At 51.6% G+C, this 14,416-nt stretch carries 15 protein-coding genes and 1 pseudogene; 10 read left to right on the top strand and 6 right to left on the bottom strand.

All coding sequences use genetic code 11. From position 1 onward, the window contains the following. Positions 1-8 precede the first annotated feature (8 nt). Together smc and SynMITS9220_RS11260 are read right to left on the bottom strand one after the other, a co-directional pair. Positions 9-3,560, bottom strand: a complete 3,552-nt coding sequence (smc, locus tag SynMITS9220_RS11265; protein ID WP_370594336.1) for a chromosome segregation protein SMC — start codon at positions 3,558-3,560, stop codon at positions 9-11. A 131-nt stretch (positions 3,561-3,691) separates the two neighbouring features. Then, on the bottom strand, positions 3,692-4,075 hold the full coding sequence (locus SynMITS9220_RS11260; RefSeq protein ID WP_186989308.1) for a hypothetical protein: 384 nt from the start codon (positions 4,073-4,075) through the stop codon (positions 3,692-3,694). A 64-nt stretch (positions 4,076-4,139) separates the two neighbouring features. Here SynMITS9220_RS11260 and SynMITS9220_RS11255 point away from each other — a divergent pair, with 64 nt between their 5' ends. Continuing rightward, positions 4,140-4,580, top strand: coding sequence for a hypothetical protein (locus tag SynMITS9220_RS11255; RefSeq protein ID WP_186989306.1), 441 nt, complete (start codon positions 4,140-4,142; stop codon positions 4,578-4,580). Next, positions 4,577-4,975: a phage holin family protein gene (locus SynMITS9220_RS11250; RefSeq protein WP_186989304.1), complete on the top strand. Its 399-nt coding sequence runs from the start codon at positions 4,577-4,579 to the stop codon at positions 4,973-4,975. The genes SynMITS9220_RS11255 and SynMITS9220_RS11250 overlap by 4 nt, the downstream gene beginning before the upstream one ends. 11 nt (positions 4,976-4,986) lie before the next feature. Here the strand turns inward: SynMITS9220_RS11250 and SynMITS9220_RS11245 are convergent, their stop codons facing one another. Further along, positions 4,987-6,180, bottom strand: a complete 1,194-nt coding sequence (locus SynMITS9220_RS11245; RefSeq protein ID WP_255483074.1) for a class I SAM-dependent RNA methyltransferase — start codon at positions 6,178-6,180, stop codon at positions 4,987-4,989. 419 nt (positions 6,181-6,599) lie between these two features. On the opposite strand from SynMITS9220_RS11245, the gene SynMITS9220_RS11235 reads away from it, so the two are divergent. Beyond that, complete coding sequence (locus SynMITS9220_RS11235; RefSeq protein WP_067096734.1) at positions 6,600-6,824, top strand: hypothetical protein; 225 nt, start codon at positions 6,600-6,602, stop codon at positions 6,822-6,824. A gap of 52 nt (positions 6,825-6,876) precedes the next feature. Next, entirely contained in the window at positions 6,877-7,005 is a 129-nt protein-coding gene (locus tag SynMITS9220_RS13405) for a hypothetical protein (protein ID WP_255483073.1), read from the top strand. A gap of 122 nt (positions 7,006-7,127) precedes the next feature. Here SynMITS9220_RS13405 and SynMITS9220_RS11230 read toward each other — a convergent pair whose 3' ends face one another. Beyond that, positions 7,128-7,469 (bottom strand): hypothetical protein, encoded by a 342-nt coding sequence (locus SynMITS9220_RS11230; RefSeq protein WP_067096462.1) that lies wholly within the window; start codon positions 7,467-7,469, stop codon positions 7,128-7,130. Between the two features lie 988 nt (positions 7,470-8,457). Here SynMITS9220_RS11230 and SynMITS9220_RS11225 point away from each other — a divergent pair. Next, positions 8,458-8,739 carry a DUF3764 family protein gene (locus SynMITS9220_RS11225; protein ID WP_186989302.1) on the top strand — a complete coding sequence of 94 codons (282 nt, stop codon included), beginning with the start codon at positions 8,458-8,460 and terminating at the stop codon, positions 8,737-8,739. 868 nt (positions 8,740-9,607) lie between these two features. Here SynMITS9220_RS11225 and SynMITS9220_RS11220 read toward each other — a convergent pair. Next, positions 9,608-10,312: a response regulator transcription factor gene (locus SynMITS9220_RS11220; protein ID WP_186989300.1), complete on the bottom strand. Its 705-nt coding sequence runs from the start codon at positions 10,310-10,312 to the stop codon at positions 9,608-9,610. A 302-nt stretch (positions 10,313-10,614) separates the two neighbouring features. On the opposite strand from SynMITS9220_RS11220, the gene SynMITS9220_RS11215 reads away from it, so the two are divergent. After that, complete coding sequence (locus SynMITS9220_RS11215; protein ID WP_186989297.1) at positions 10,615-11,067, top strand: MAPEG family protein; 453 nt, start codon at positions 10,615-10,617, stop codon at positions 11,065-11,067. 473 nt (positions 11,068-11,540) lie between these two features. Here SynMITS9220_RS11215 and psbE read toward each other — a convergent pair. After that, positions 11,541-11,627 (bottom strand): annotated as a pseudogene (psbE, locus tag SynMITS9220_RS13515) (cytochrome b559 subunit alpha); the annotation flags it as partial. A 115-nt stretch (positions 11,628-11,742) separates the two neighbouring features. Here psbE and SynMITS9220_RS11210 point away from each other — a divergent pair. The 4 genes from SynMITS9220_RS11210 to SynMITS9220_RS11195 all read left to right on the top strand — a co-directional run bounded on the left by SynMITS9220_RS11210 (position 11,743) and on the right by SynMITS9220_RS11195 (position 14,179). Next, positions 11,743-12,045 (top strand): hypothetical protein, encoded by a 303-nt coding sequence (locus tag SynMITS9220_RS11210; protein WP_186989295.1) that lies wholly within the window; start codon positions 11,743-11,745, stop codon positions 12,043-12,045. Positions 12,046-12,277: 232 nt separating this feature from the next. After that, positions 12,278-12,472 carry a hypothetical protein gene (locus tag SynMITS9220_RS11205; protein WP_186989293.1) on the top strand — a complete coding sequence of 65 codons (195 nt, stop codon included), beginning with the start codon at positions 12,278-12,280 and terminating at the stop codon, positions 12,470-12,472. Between the two features lie 656 nt (positions 12,473-13,128). After that, positions 13,129-13,392 carry a Nif11-like leader peptide family natural product precursor gene (locus SynMITS9220_RS11200; protein ID WP_186989291.1) on the top strand — a complete coding sequence of 88 codons (264 nt, stop codon included), beginning with the start codon at positions 13,129-13,131 and terminating at the stop codon, positions 13,390-13,392. Between the two features lie 319 nt (positions 13,393-13,711). Then, positions 13,712-14,179, top strand: coding sequence for a hypothetical protein (locus SynMITS9220_RS11195; protein WP_186989289.1), 468 nt, complete (start codon positions 13,712-13,714; stop codon positions 14,177-14,179). Positions 14,180-14,416: the final 237 nt, after the last annotated feature.

Genomic DNA, 14,416 nt, shown 5'->3' with positions numbered 1-14,416 from the left:
CTGGCTGTTCAGGCTGCATCGGGAAGTCCCACCACCTGAGTGTGGGCACCGCGGGCCTGGGTCACGCCAATGGTGCGAGTGGAAGCTCCGATCATGGGGCGGCGGTGGCTCACCACCAGGAACTGAGCCTGTTCAGCCTGGCGGGCAATCAGGGCCGCCAGACGTTCCACATTGACGCCATCTAGGAAGCTGTCCACCTCATCGAGCGCATAGAACGGCGATGGGCGGAAGCGCTGCAGAGCGAATAGAAAGCTGAGTGCGGTGAGCGACTTCTCTCCACCAGACATTGCCGCCAAGCGTCTGACGGCTTTGCCCTTGGGATGGGCCACGAGTGTGAGGCCACCCTCGAGCGGATCGTCTGGATTGTCGAGTTGAAGCTTGCCATCGCCATCAGAAAGGCTGGCGAAGATTTCGCGGAAATGGCTGTCGACCGCCTCAAAGGCTTCCATGAAGGCTTCCTGACGCAGCGTGGCCACGGTTTCAATCCTCAGCAGCAGCTCTTCCCGCTCTTGGCTGAGTACATCCAGCCGTTCGCCCAGGTCTCCCAGACGTTGTTCAAGTTCTTCTAGTTCTTCCAGGGCCAGCATGTTGACCGGTTCCAGGGCTTCCATCCGCAACTGCAATTGCTGCAGGCGTTCCTGAAGGCTCTCCAGACCACTTTCACGCAGCTCGTCGGTGATCTCCGGCAGGGGATCAGGCAGCGTTGCCCGCAGCTCTTCTAAGCGCAGCCCGCCGTTGCGCAGCTGCTCCTCGAGTGAGCTGCGCTCCTCGCGAAGGCGCTCCAGTTCCCAGCGGGCCTGCTGCAGTGCTTGCCGCTGTTCAGCGACGGCAGCCTCGGCTTCATCTCTGGCGCGTCGTTCTTCCCCGAATCGGGTTTGCAGTTCCTGCTGCTGAGTTTCCAGTGCATCCCTGCGGGTCTTCAACGCCTGTTGCTGCTCACGCCACCGGCCATGCGCTTCCGAGAGAGCCTGAACCGCCTGCTGAAGCGATGTTTCCTCCCGCTCAATCGCCTGCTGCTGATCTCCGAGCCTCTGTTGTGAGAGCTGTCGGTCGCGTTCTTTCTGCAGCAGTGCATCGCGTTGCTGCCGTGCGGCCTCAAGACCAGAATCCACCCGCTCTAGGTCCTGCTGCAGAGCTTGCCAGCCTTCAGCATCACCACTGGCTTCGAGGCTGGATTCCTGGGAATTGAGCTGATTGAGTTGCGTTTGCAGCGGGTTCAGGCTCGTTTCGAGCTGATCCAGCCTGAGGCGGTGTTTCTGCTGGGCTTGCTGCAGCTCGCTGAGTTTGCGCTGACGCTGCTGCACGCGTTCAAGCAGTGGTCCATGGGAACGCTTGGCAGCCTGTCGTTCTGCTTCCAGAGCGGCCTGGCGCTGTTCCAGCTGCCGCAATGTGGGTCGCTGCTGATCCACGGCCTCCACCAGCCTCTGTTCTTCCCGTCGACAGGCGGCCAGGCTCTCTCCCAGCTCCAGCAGTCGCTGACGCAGGGGGGCCGCTTCATCGCCATCACTGCTGGCACCGAAGCTCAGCCCGCCTCCGCGCTGCGAGAAGCTTCCGCCGGTCATCGCCCCACTTTTTTCAAGCAATTCACCCTCGAGGGTGACGGCCCGTGAACGGCCCAGGAATTGTCTGGCACTGTTCAGATCGCTGAACACCTGAGTGTCACCGAAGACGTAGGCGAACACGTCTGCATAAATCGCTTCGTAGCGAATCAGGTCGACAGCGCGTCCCATCAGGCCACTCCCTTCATCCGCCTGGGGACGGCGTCCACGAGCCGTGGCAGCCATCGCTCCCGCGCCAGGAGCTCGGATCTTGTTGAGCGGCAGGAAGGTGAGTCGACCGGCGCGGCGACTTTTCAGCAGATCAATCGCGCGAGCCGCAATGCGGTCATCGTCCACCACCACCTGAGCCATCCTTGCGCCGGCAGCCACTTCAAGGGCCAGGCGATGGCGTTCATCAACTTCACCAAGCTGCGCAACATGGCCATGAATTCCTTCCAGGCCCGATTCGAGCAGCAGCCTCAGTGCGCCAGTGCCCCTGCTTTCCTGAAGGGCTTCCCGACGGCTGTCGTGGCGGGCAATGTCGCGCTCGAGCCGTGTCTGTTCCTGCTCGAGTCTGGAACGGGTGCGTTGCTGGATCGCGACCGACTCCAGCAGTTGCTGAAGTTGCTCTCTGCCGCTGCGAATCGACTCCAGCAGCGTCTGCCACTCCTGCTCGAGCTGCTCCAGCAGGGTCTGGACCCGCTGATCTTCCGCCCCGTCCTGATCTCTGTCCTGTTCCAGCTCCAGTTGTCGCTCTTCGTCCTGCCGGAGCCGTTCCAGCAGCTGTTGGCGTTCCTCCTGAAGCGGTGTGACGCGACCTTGAAGCTCCTGGCGTTGGCCGGAGCGCTGCTTTTGCTCTTCAAGCCAGGTGCCTGATCGGCCTGCCACTTCTCCCAGCCGCCGCCGGGAGAGCTCCACGGCTGCTTCGGCATCTCTGCAGTCCTGCTCGGCTTTCTCCAGCAAGCCGTTGTTGGTGTTGAGGCGCAGGTCTTCTGTTTCAGCCTGCAGCTGGCCGCGGCGAGCTTGCAGCTGATGGCGCAGTCCCTGCAGGCGTTCTCCCTCCTGCTGATGCTGGCTTGCCTGTCGTTCCAGTTCGCGGCTCTGTGGATCCAGCCCCGCCAGCTCTGCCTGCACACTCAGCAGCTGGTCTTCGCCGAGGGCTTTGACGCTCTCCTGCAGGGTCTGCAGTCGTCCCGCCGCATCCTGAAGGCTGAGATCGCGTTGCTCGATCGAGCGGGCATCGCTCTCCTCCTTGGCGCTGAGCTGTTCTTGGCGCTGCTGAAGGCGTCGGCGCTCAGCCTGAGCCGCTTCGAAGGCCAACACCAGCTCCTGCCTGCGGCCCTGTTGGAGCTGGTCCTTGAGTTCCTGATAAGCCCTGGCTTTGGCGCAGTCTTTTTCAAGCCGCTGTCGGGCCGTCAGCAGTTCCTGCTCAACGATGCGGCAACGCTCCTGGCGCTCCTGCACCTCATCGAGCTTGCGCCGGGTCTGTTCAATGCGGGTGTCGAACAGCGCCACACCGGCCAGCTCATCGATCAGGCCACGCCGATCGCGGTTGCTCATCGAAACGATGCGGGTCACGTCCCCCTGCATCACCACATTGCTGCCCTCAGGGTCGATGCGCAGTCGGCGCAGCTGGGTTTGCAATTGCTGGAGGTTGCACGGGACCCCGTCCGCGCTGTAGCTACTGCTGTAGGAGCCTCCTGGCATCACCCGCAACTTGCGCGTGACGGTCCATTCCGTCTGATCTGAACGGATCCAAGGACCCTCCTCAGGGGGTTCCAGTCCTTCCTCGGCGGCGTCAGGCTGCCATTCAGAAAGGTCGAAACGAACACTCACTGTCGTTTCTGCTGATTTGCCGGCCTTCAGCACATTGCTATTGACCAGATCAGGCAGGCGATCGGCACGCATCCCTTTGCTGTTGGCCAGGCCAAGACAGAACAGCACTCCATCGAGGATGTTGCTCTTGCCAGAACCGTTCGGCCCGGTCACCACCGTGAAACCGGGTTCCAGGGGGATGCTCATCGCTCCCCCGAAGGACTTGAACTGTGTCAGCCCGACCTGATTGATGTGGACCAACAGGGGCAACGGCTGTCAGCCGTCTGAAATTAGCGGAGCCTTGAAAAAGCTCAAGTGCTGTTTGCAGTGCAGCTGTCCTATGGCGTGCGCATGCGGCATCGCTCTGCTGTGATTTCCAGAACAACCGGTTCGCTCAGGCCAATCACATCCATTCCTTCAAGCGCCACCTGGATGGGTTGATTGGGATCAGCGGGCAAGGCGCTTTGCATTGCGCCTGCCACGACGCGACGTGCCCAACCCCTGTTGCCGGATACGGAAGCTGCCTCCCGATCGAGCCATACCAGTCTGTGCGGGGGCAACGGTGTGGCTTGCACCGCAGGACCGTCCAATTGCGGAATTGCCTCCAAGCGCCAGCTGCGGCAGCTGTCTCCGTCCTCGAGCAACAGATCGAGGTGGCAGCCGCCCGGGTCATCCGGGGCCCCTAAATGCTCCAACAGGGCGTAGCGCAACTGATGGCCCATCAATGCCAATGGGTGTCATCTCAGAGTTACCACCCCTACCCTGCGGTAGGCCGTCAGGATCGCCATGGATTCAGCACCCTCATCAGCCGATGCGCCTGCGGACACCCAGGATCTGGCCTACCGCTTTCGGGATCGCTTTGAGAGTCTCTTGCCAGAGATCCAAAAGCGCTGGCCTGAAGTCACCCATCAAGCACTTGAAGCCACCCGCGGCAGTTTCGATGAGGTGGTTCATCTGATTTCTGCCCAGAGCGACCGGGCAGCGAGCCTTGTCACTGTTCAGCTTGAGGAGTTGCTCCATCAGGCCGGAGATCGCACCCGCAACTTCGCTGACAACCTTGATCCGCTGGAGGAGCAGCTTGAGCATCTGCTCGATGAGCTCAACCGCACTCTTAGGCCGAAGCTTGAGAAACCGGTGCGCGACAGACCCCTGATGTCACTGGCGGTTGCTGCTGGTGTAGGGATTCTGGTGGGTGCCCTACTGACCGGTGGACGGAGATCCTCATGAGTGAACTGCCCCGTTCGGAGCAATCGCGCTCCAGAGGACTTGGCGCTGCCGCCCGGGTCACAGCACTCGCAGGCTCAGTCATGGATCTGCATGTCCGTATTGCTTTGCAGGAGGTGGATCGCGAGAAACGGCGCCTGATCAGTGGCGGTGTGTTTCTTGCCATGGGGGGCACGCTGATGCTGCTCGCCCTTGTGGCTGTTGAAGCCGCCCTACTGGTGTGGATGCTGGAATCCTGGGGTTGGTCGTTGATCCAAGCGCTGCTGGCGATGGCGATCCTCAATGTGGTGGTAGCCGGATTCAGCCTGCGGATTGGCGGTCAGCTCGCCAAAGGGCCGTATCTGCCTCAGACACTGGAAGGTCTGATGCGAACCACGAGGGCTGTTCTCGGTAAATGAATCGTCTGTGTTCAGTTCCCCTGAAGGACTGGATCCGATGAGCGCCTGTTCAGCTCGTAGTGCAGCCAGCGGCAATCCAATCCACCGTTGTTCACGGGGATTCTGCGCTTTGCTTTGAGGCGCAGAGCTCCGGTTAATTCTCGATTGCCGCTGAGCAGCCACAGATCCCAGCCGCCGTAATCTTTTTTCAACACTGCTCCGAGCTCTCTGTAGAGCTCTTGGAGCTCAGTGGTGTGGCCCAGTCGCACCCCATAGGGCGGATTGCAGACCACCACGCCGTGGTCTGCCTCCGGAGCCGGTGCATCCCTGAAATCGGCTTCAACGATTTCGATCACGTCCTCCAGACCCGCTGCGCTGATGTTGTCGCGTGCCTGTTGGGCAATCTTTGAGTCCTGCTCATAGCCCAGGATTCGTGGTGGATTGTTGACGGGCTGCTGCCGTTTCTGGGCTCTGTGTTGTTCTGCCTGCCACAGATCTGGATCGAAATCCGCCCATGACTCCAGGAGGAAGTTGCGATGCAGAGCAGGGAATCGCTGCAGTGCCGTCGCGGCAGCTTCAATCAGCAGCGTTCCTGAACCGCAGCAGGGATCGATGAGTGGGGTGCTTCCGTCCCAGCCAGTCAGTCTGATCAGCCCTGCGGCAAGGTTCTCTTTCAGTGGAGCCACCCCCACGGCGGCTCGGTATCCCCTGCGGTGCAGGCTGCCGCCGCTGCCATCCAGGCTCAGGCTCGCATCACCACGATGCAGGTGAACATGCAGGCAGAGATCGGGTTCGTCCAGATCGATCGACGACCGCTCCCCCCATAGATCACGCTGGCGATCAATCAAGGCATTTTTCACTTGGAGCGCCGTGAAGTGGCTGTGGTTCAGCCCGGGAGCAGTTCCGGTCACATCCACCCGAAAGCTCATCGACGGATGCAGCCAGCGTTCCCAGTCGAGGGCCTGCTGAACTCCGTCGTAAAGCGAATCGCGACCGTCGCAGCGGAAGCGTGCCATCTCCCGCAACAACCTGAAGGGCAGCCGGCATTGCAGGTGAAGCCTGTAGAAGCAGGCCATGTCGGCTTGAAATGCTGCGGCACGACGTAATGGTGTGACCTCTTTGGCGCCGAGTGTCTGCAATTCCTGGCTGCCGATCTCCTCGAGACCTTGGGGCAACACGGCGACGCCATGAATCAACTGCGGCGCATGTCGGTACCCACTCCCCAAGACTTCCTGCTCCGCTTCACCACTGCTGTCAGAATGACAACGTCCGGTCTCGACCGGACTAGGTGATCCACACCAGTGTTTCGGACAGCGGTTCGATTCCGCTCAGCTCCATTCCCCCTTCTCGGGGCTGCAATGGTTTCGACGGGGCATAAGGAGGGTGACTGAAGCCTGCTCGGTAAGAGCAAACCCGTAACTGCGAACAACATCGTTCGTTTCTCCCGTCAAGCAGCCCCTGTTGCTGCCTGACCCTTAAGGGAGATGGGGTGAAGTCAGCCTTATCACCCAATTGACTCGCGGGGGCTGGAAGGCCCCCATCAGAGTGTCTGGGCAGAGATCATCACACTATGGAGCGGCCACTTGAGCTGTGTTCCACAGTCATTTGATGGTGGTCAGGAACCACCAACAGGCAAAGTGTGGGGATGAATCAGCCAAGTCTTCAAAAACTTCGATCACTCCGACTCGATGCACTAGCCCGTGACGACAGGGCTGTGGCTGATCTCAACGCTCGAATCTCCAACTCTCCCGACTATCTGGTGGAGGAGCTGATGAACAAGCATGGGTGGCCTGCCCACGAGGCCCTTTGCGCTGTTCAGCAACTACAAGAGAAAGTTCTTCGCAACACAACAGAGCAGGCTGCAGCCTGAGCCGTGATGTTGAGCATGGTGTTGTGCTCATGGGATGACGAGCTAATGACTCATGGATGAGGACACCAGCCAAACAACCAAAACGGTCTGGTTCTGGGCGATCGGTCTGAACGTGATCGCTTGGGGCGGCTATCTCGTGCTGACCAGAGTGATGGGAATCACCTTTGATTCGGTTCGCTAGAGCCTGAGCTCACGTTTCGTCTTCGCAGCTCAGAGCGAGCAGAAGAGATCGGATGTCTGATCGACCAAGAAGCCTTGTGAAGGCCTAGATGGAACAGATCCAGGCCATAGTCCTGATGTTGCTCAGAACTTGCGCGGATAAGGGGGATTCCCAGCCAGTTCGACGTTGATCTCTTTGCAGATATTCATCCATGCTCCAAGTCCAAAGTTCACACCGTTTGGACCGTCGATGAAATCCTGGAACTGCTGCGCAGTGATGTCCTCACGCACTTCCCAGATGCAGAACGCAGGTCCTTCTGGACCAACCGGGCAGAAGCAATGGTTATAGAAACCATCCTTCAAATTATTCGCGACTGCCTCATCCCAGCCTCCTCCTGGAGCCATGGCTTTCTGAGCTGTCTCCCACCATTGCTGGGCTTTCCCGGCCCGAAACTCATGGTGAACATGGAAGAACTTAGATGCCATCAATCGATGCCGAGTGCCGTTCGATCATCGCCTTTCCCTGCTGTTGCCCTCGTATCTGAAGCTTCTCAATACGGTTTTGATCTTCGAACGGTTGAGGTGGCAGTTTGCAACGAATCCAAAAGGATCGAGAGGTGTCCTTTTCTTGGTTTCTCGACCAACCAACGCCAGCTTGCTCGATGAGGGGAATTGCCTGGTGCAGCGCTTAAGAGGAAGACCTCGGTGATTTTTGCCAAAATTTAATGATCAAGGTATTGCTGACTTCATTGTTCCCAATCCTGTCTCTTTAGCTTGAAAATTAGTTTGGGTTGTTCAATAAAAATGAATGCATTCCGATGTATCAAAAGCAAAATCAAGGCTGAAATGCTCTCAGTTTTTGTGACCTCACTTGAAATTTGCTACAGAGCTTATGGATGCATCTGAATTGAGATCACCACACCTGTTGACACTTCTTTTTGACTGGAGACTCTTTCTTTCGCCACTGCGAAATCTCAGATTTGACTGATGACTCGACAATGACATGCCAGCGTTTTGTGTCGCTCGGCTTTACTCTTTTTGGATTGGTGCTGTTTGACTTGTAAGTCTGCAGCTGGGGCCAATTGGACATGCTAAAGCGCGAAATGGCTTGTGATCTCCCTCATGGATAAATTCACCAATTGGTTCGGCATGGGCAGTGTGGATTTCCATTCGAATCGTGCCTCTTCCAGAGTTCTAGAGTTGCCTCGGGAACAGTCAAGGTGGGATAACAATTTCTCCTCATGCCGCAGCAACCTGGTTGCTCAATAGTTCAAGCACAGGGCATTCAGCTTTGGTCAGCCTCTGCTTCACACGCAGATGCTTGCTGGGATTGGTTCCAGAGCTGCTTCCACTTGATAGCGTTGGCGAGTGCAGCCTTCTTGGACGACGCGATGACTGCTGATCTGACTGGTTCGATGCCATCACAGCTCTCACTGCATATCCTTGGCTGAATCAACTTTTGGTCTAATTAGCAATGATCGAAACCACTGTTCTCGATTTCGAGCTCAGCAATACCTTCCAAGAATACAAAGCCTATATGGAAGCGCCTGAGCAGCAGGTCATGTTCTCAGAAATGGGTGTCAAGATTTTCTATCTCGGTGTTTCTCAGGAAAACCCAAAAAGGGCAACCGTCATATTTCAAGGGCCGGAAAATGTTCTGTATGACATTTTCATGAATCCGCAGACCAAGCCAATTGTTGAGGCTTCTGGCCATATTTATGAAGGGACGCTGATCACGCGTTGGCTTGCTGATTAGATCTCTGGCGAAACGGTGGTTTTTGCTCGTTTAGGCAGAATCACACCTGCCTAGCTGATTGATGATGCAATTTTTGAATCTTTAGTTTGGTATTGACTGATTTCAAGTAACCACTGTAATCACCCAGATCATATGTTTACGGAATTGTAAAACTATAATCCCTTAATTTGCGATATTGACGATGAGGTTGATTAATTCTCGGTCGCAAACCGTAAGTAATTATTTAGCAGGTTTTTAAGATAATTCTGTAATTATCTTTAATATAGCCATCGTTAGCCAGGGTGAAGAGCTGCAACAGTGGTTCACTGCTACGCAGATTGCTTTGAATTCTCAGGACGTTGCTTTAGCGCTTTTGTAGAGACTGAGCGTGAAGCAGGCTGCCCCAAAACTCACTACAAGAACCAGGAGATCAGTTGTTCCAAACATGGTGGTCGAGTCATTTACAGAAGTTTACGCAAGCTATTGCGAAATGTAAAGACCTCTGGGGCGCGACCGTCAATCTGGTGATCGCGCTGGGCGACTTCGCTTGATCTTTTGGAGTGACCGATGAGGGCTGGCTTTGAGACAAGCCTGGCTTTCACAGCCAGAACTTTGTCCGGAGAATCATTTGCGACAACTCACTGAGCTGTCTGGTTGATTTTGTAAATGCTCAGAACGAGGCAGGCTGTCGAAAAGCTGACGAATAGAACAAGCAGATTTGAGCTCGTCATAGAGTTGAACTAAGTACAAATACTCTAAGAGTTCAATGCGTCTGTTGCGAGTGGCTTGGTTGCTCGAATGGCAGACGTCATCGCAAGACTGTTCAAGATTGATTCATGCCCTCAAGAGAGTCGTTGCCCTTACTGAGTGATATCAGGTTGGTCAGAACTTAAATATCGACTTCGACCAAACCATGAGTGAGAGCAAAAACAGCAGCTTGAGTTCGATCTCTAACTCCTAGCTTCTGGATTGTAGTACTGACATGACTTTTGATTGTTTCTGAAGACAAGAATAACGATTCTGCGATTTCAGAATTTTTCATCCCTTGGATAATGCAGCGCAGAACCTCACGCTCGCGCTCAGACAATGGATCGATGAGCTCAGGAGGTTGTTTGATCGTTGCTGTAGCGGCTGTACGAACTGATTTCGGATAATAGACACCACCATTGTTTGTCGTGGTCAGTGCATTAATGAAGTCTCCATGCCCTGATCCCACCGATGACATGAACATAACTCCATCTGCTCCAGCATCCATCGCTTCATGGACAACATCAGTTGTTTCTCGCCCTAGAAAAATCAGGGCAGTAATTTTGGGACTGTGGGTTTTGACTCTTTCTACAAGACGAATACCATATCCCTTCTCAAGGTCTTCACTTGTAATCAAAAGATCAGGGTTGAATTTTAGCTGTAAGTCTAGTCCTTCCTCTTCAGTGGTTGCCCCACCAATCAGTGATTGTAGAATAGGCGTGCAAAGACATAAAGCAGTCAGTGTTAATCTGTTCTTACTACAAACCAAAACTTTTTTGCTGCTTAACAGCGCTTGGCATCGGTCAGCTGCTTGCTTAAGCGGAAGTTCGTTCGGGTTGATGAGCACGCGCTGGACATCTTTTTGATCAGGCTAGTGAGTTCGTGGCTTGAATGCAATTCATTGTGGCCTCACACAGCCTGAACATCTCATGTGATGATCTCTAAGGCTCAATACGGGAGCATTCCCGATTTTGGTGACTTGTGTTGAACAACCGAGAATCAATGATGCGTCAAGAGGCAATAGAGGTTCTCGCGTTGACCAGCATCAGCTTCAGTATTACTGCATAGGCGCTAATACAACAACTTGTTTTAACGAACGATGCTCATTAGGATGATGGATTGGAATACATCAATTTAAATTTTTAATCAATGTTCTTGGCACAGTTTTCCCCTCACGCTGAAGTGGCGCCTTACGTGTGGTCGCTTGTTCTGTCATTTGGAATGGTGATTTTGAGTATTGCGCCGCTTTATGTGGCTCGCTTTAAAGCTCAGTTTGAGATGAGTGATCTTTCGTCTCTACGCGCAATGTTTGATCGTTATCCCGCCTGGGGGAAAAGAGCCAGCTGGGCTCAGCAAAATAGTTTTGAATCATTCTCTCTGCATGCTCCGGCAACTATCCTGGCTATTCTTGTCGTCTTGAATGGTCTTCTGCTTCCAGCTTTTGCGGTTGTTGTTGCATTTGCGCATCCAATCCTTCGAGCTATTTATCTTGTTTCTTATCTTGTAAATATCTCACTCCTCAGGTCCGTATGCTGGGCTTTTGGTCTGCTTTGCAGTGGCTTTCTTTACGGTGTCTGTTTGTCAGCCTTAATTTCAACTTGAGGAACTTTTTGATTATTTGAGTTCTCTGATCTTGTAATCAATCTTGCACTTAAATGTTATCAAATTGATGACAAAACCTTCGTTTTATTGATAATTAAAATTTTGTATTTGCGTTAATTCTAGTGTTTTTCATGTTCAAGATAGTTGGCAAATTTGTGGAGCATATCGATGCAGAACTGTCGATCGATTCCGTGGACTGTTTTCCAGCTTTCGTACATCACACTTAGATCTTCCCAGGCATTGTCATAGACAGTTCTTGGATAGTTATGTTGCTTTGAACGATCCATGTGTTGATTCCTATTCGTTGCGGGTAGCACTTTCTTTCTAAATAGTAGTCACTTGTTATTAGTAGCGTTGCTATTGGATGTGTCGTCATCTCAAAATTCACAGATTATATAGAATAGTCTTCACTGTTTGACGACACATTGCATGGATTGCTATCAGCACTAAATTCGGTTTTTGACCATTGCTCAGAATGTGTCGTAAGCCAGTCCTGTTGAGACGAATAGAAAGCCTGCAATAAAAATGCCAGCGTAGATCAGCATGATTCGCGTGTTCACCCGACGATTCTCGAACCGAAGTCATCAATAGCAACGGTCAATTCTCCACCCATGTGTTGCTGAGCACTAAGGAGAGCGAAGAACGGGTCTTATGATCAGATGTCTTTTTGGTTAGATGCAAAAATTACTTTCTCTGATCAGTAGTTTGTTTCAGTGGCTCTCTAAAGCTCTGAAAGGTGGTGAAAGCTGGTTCCTGGTCATTGATGAGGCCGTTGCTGCTCAGGAAGACTTTGCGCATCAGCAAAGGCAACTTGAGCAGCGACGAGATCAATCGATTCGTCACGATAGATTTAATCGGATCTATGAATCCCAGTGCTTTGTGTCATCAGATCGCCTGACGTTGTATGAAATTTGGATGACGTTGAGTCCGATTTCTGTCTTCAAGTTTTTGCGATATGCCCTTAGTGATGTTGTCTAATCAGCTAATCCTGATTTTATTGTAAGTCTCCGCGTCTAAAATGATTACGAGTTGACCTCACTCTTGCGGTAATTTGAGATTTTATTGGCGCGACGATCAGCTGTTTAGAGCGCCTTGATTTTGCCCTCAGCTCTTGAGCCCGCTGTCGTCGTGGACTTTGTTGTGCTCCAGTTTCCGCTCTAAGTCCGATGCGCGGAAAAGCCTTCTTCGTATGAATTCATGAAGTTCTATAATGACTGCACTTGAGCTTTCAACCATTAGCGACCTTTCTCCTAAGCGCATTCCTGCGCGTACCCTCCGACGCGGTTACATCAGTGAGTTCTTGAGTATGGCCAAAACTGTTCAACCACAGGGCTTTGCACCACAGGACATTGATGATTTAGACGGTTTTGATTATATGGATATTGCCTCGCGGATTAAAAAATAAATAGTGTCATGACTTTAAAGCAGTCATTTCGCAGAATTTAATTGACTTGTTTGTATTAACTAAGGCTTGAACGATGTTTTTAGTGCAGGTTCGTTCATAAGCCCCACCTGTTGTGACCATCAGTACATTGCGTGAGTCGTTAGTTTGTCTAGTATAAACTTAGTTTATAAATGTCTTGATGCATTTTGCTACCCCTACTGACGAAAATATTGATCTTATTTGGACGCATATTGTTAAAGCTATGAGTAGTGGTTCGAAGCATCTTGTCTGCCCCAATGCTTCTAGCTTTGTTACAACTAAAGATGGTCTTGAATGTATAGTGCGTAGTGCTAGTGGAGTTTTACTGGCTAATTGTTATTCTGAAGACGATCGAATGGGTGGTCGTCGATGGACTATTAATCTTGTCAAATGAAGATATACGCTGAAATTTCTGATTGTTTCGTTTGTAAGACCTAAGTCAGTCTGTCTTGTTTTTGCTTAAAGCTTAAAAATAGCTTGCTCTTGGTTGCGTCTGTTCCCACCGCTGTCGCTGAGTTTTAAATTTAACTTATTCAATAAAGCTAAACAGTTGATGTAACTATCTTAATTTAAGATAGTTATTTGTTTGTAATTGGCTTGTCAATTGCTTGTATCTTGAGATTCCTTTCGATCTGTTTATGAACTCTCGCGAGACAATGCCCTTTTATATGGGGAGATTTCAGCAGTGTCAGCAGTCAGAACAAGATCTTTGTGCTTTCCTTTCTAGGCTCAAGGATGATGCGACTCTTCAGCAAAAAATCGCTCAGGCGAATAATGAAGATCATGTCGTTGCGATTGCCTTGGCCGAGGGCTTTGTTCTCGATAAAGAAAAGTTTTGGTTATATGAATCCAAGCGATTCAAGAGATGTGTTGAGCGGCGTGGCTTCTATTCAAAACAATAATCGAATCTCTCTTTGAATACTTGTTTTGTTGACATCTAGAATTTTCCTTCTTGTGAGATTGCCTACGTTATTTTTGTTCAATGATTCAATCAGAGTTTGACAGCTTGTTCTGAACATTCTGATCATTCTAGATCTATGCATGCAAACGTAATGATCTTACTGGATTGATTTTAATCAAGTGATTAGATTTTACGTGCTGCTCTTCTTGTCGTATTGCGATCTCAGTGATACAATCGATACATGTCTTTGCTAATTTGCGTTTGCTATTTTCCTTGATATGCAGCATTGTGCACAAGAGATTGTATTTATCATGATGTTTATGAAAAACACTATTCTGTCAATTATTTTTATCTTTTGCTTGTCTTTTTTTGCTGTTGTTCCTTCTGCCGAATCGCTCGATCTTGAATTAAGCCAGCTTGACCTCGTGAAATGTGATACTGCTGATCCTGCCTCTAAACAGCCAAAAGGCTATCGTTCAGGGTGCTATATATTGGATGGTGAGATTAAAAGTACTGCTAAAAGTTTGATCAAGGATGTTGATGTTTTTGCGTTTATCTATGATGCTTCTGGCGAAGAAGTGCTGCCTAATCGTCCTAGAATAGGTTCTATTAATAATGTGCCTGTAGGAACTAGCCAATTCTCTGTGCGTGTGCCAATTCCATCATTTGCAGTTCCTCCATTTACGATTAAAAAAGCAAAGGCTAAAGTCGCAATACCAGTTCCAACAATATCCAAGGATTCTTCTGATGAGGATATTCTACCTCTTGAACGTAGTATCGAAGGCTAATCCCGAAGATTGATCTTTGTCAATCAATCCTATCTCTGTTTGTTTAAATTAGGTCAGACCGCTGGATGGTTTTCCAGCGTTGAACCTTAAATTCTTGGGTTTCTGATTTTTTGTGTGCCTACAGCACAGCTCCTCTGCTGTTTCTTGATTGCAAATGTTTGCATATGGTGAACTTGCAGGTATCAAACCTTGGCTTAGTGCCTCGCGCTAGATAAGTGTTTCTACTTAGAGTGATCG

The organism is Synechococcus sp. MIT S9220 (assembly GCF_014304815.1).
GTDB lineage: Bacteria > Cyanobacteriota > Cyanobacteriia > PCC-6307 > Cyanobiaceae > Synechococcus_C.
This window is presented reverse-complemented; position numbering and strand designations above follow the sequence as displayed.

Excerpts from the sequence above, each read along its gene's own strand:
- smc (WP_370594336.1), bottom strand. The coding sequence starts at position 3,560 with ATGAGCATCCCCCTGGAACCCGGTTTCACGGTGGTGACCGGGCCGAAC.
- SynMITS9220_RS11260 (WP_186989308.1), bottom strand. The coding sequence starts at position 4,075 with ATGGGCCATCAGTTGCGCTACGCCCTGTTGGAGCATTTAGGGGCCCCG.
- SynMITS9220_RS11255 (WP_186989306.1), top strand. The coding sequence starts at position 4,140 with ATGGATTCAGCACCCTCATCAGCCGATGCGCCTGCGGACACCCAGGAT.
- SynMITS9220_RS11250 (WP_186989304.1), top strand. The coding sequence starts at position 4,577 with ATGAGTGAACTGCCCCGTTCGGAGCAATCGCGCTCCAGAGGACTTGGC.
- SynMITS9220_RS11235 (WP_067096734.1), top strand. The coding sequence starts at position 6,600 with ATGAATCAGCCAAGTCTTCAAAAACTTCGATCACTCCGACTCGATGCA.
- SynMITS9220_RS13405 (WP_255483073.1), top strand. The coding sequence starts at position 6,877 with ATGGATGAGGACACCAGCCAAACAACCAAAACGGTCTGGTTCTGGGCG.
- SynMITS9220_RS11230 (WP_067096462.1), bottom strand. The coding sequence starts at position 7,469 with ATGGCATCTAAGTTCTTCCATGTTCACCATGAGTTTCGGGCCGGGAAA.
- SynMITS9220_RS11225 (WP_186989302.1), top strand. The coding sequence starts at position 8,458 with ATGATCGAAACCACTGTTCTCGATTTCGAGCTCAGCAATACCTTCCAA.
- SynMITS9220_RS11215 (WP_186989297.1), top strand. The coding sequence starts at position 10,615 with ATGTTCTTGGCACAGTTTTCCCCTCACGCTGAAGTGGCGCCTTACGTG.
- SynMITS9220_RS11210 (WP_186989295.1), top strand. The coding sequence starts at position 11,743 with ATGCAAAAATTACTTTCTCTGATCAGTAGTTTGTTTCAGTGGCTCTCT.
- SynMITS9220_RS11205 (WP_186989293.1), top strand. The coding sequence starts at position 12,278 with ATGACTGCACTTGAGCTTTCAACCATTAGCGACCTTTCTCCTAAGCGC.
- SynMITS9220_RS11200 (WP_186989291.1), top strand. The coding sequence starts at position 13,129 with ATGAACTCTCGCGAGACAATGCCCTTTTATATGGGGAGATTTCAGCAG.
- SynMITS9220_RS11195 (WP_186989289.1), top strand. The coding sequence starts at position 13,712 with ATGAAAAACACTATTCTGTCAATTATTTTTATCTTTTGCTTGTCTTTT.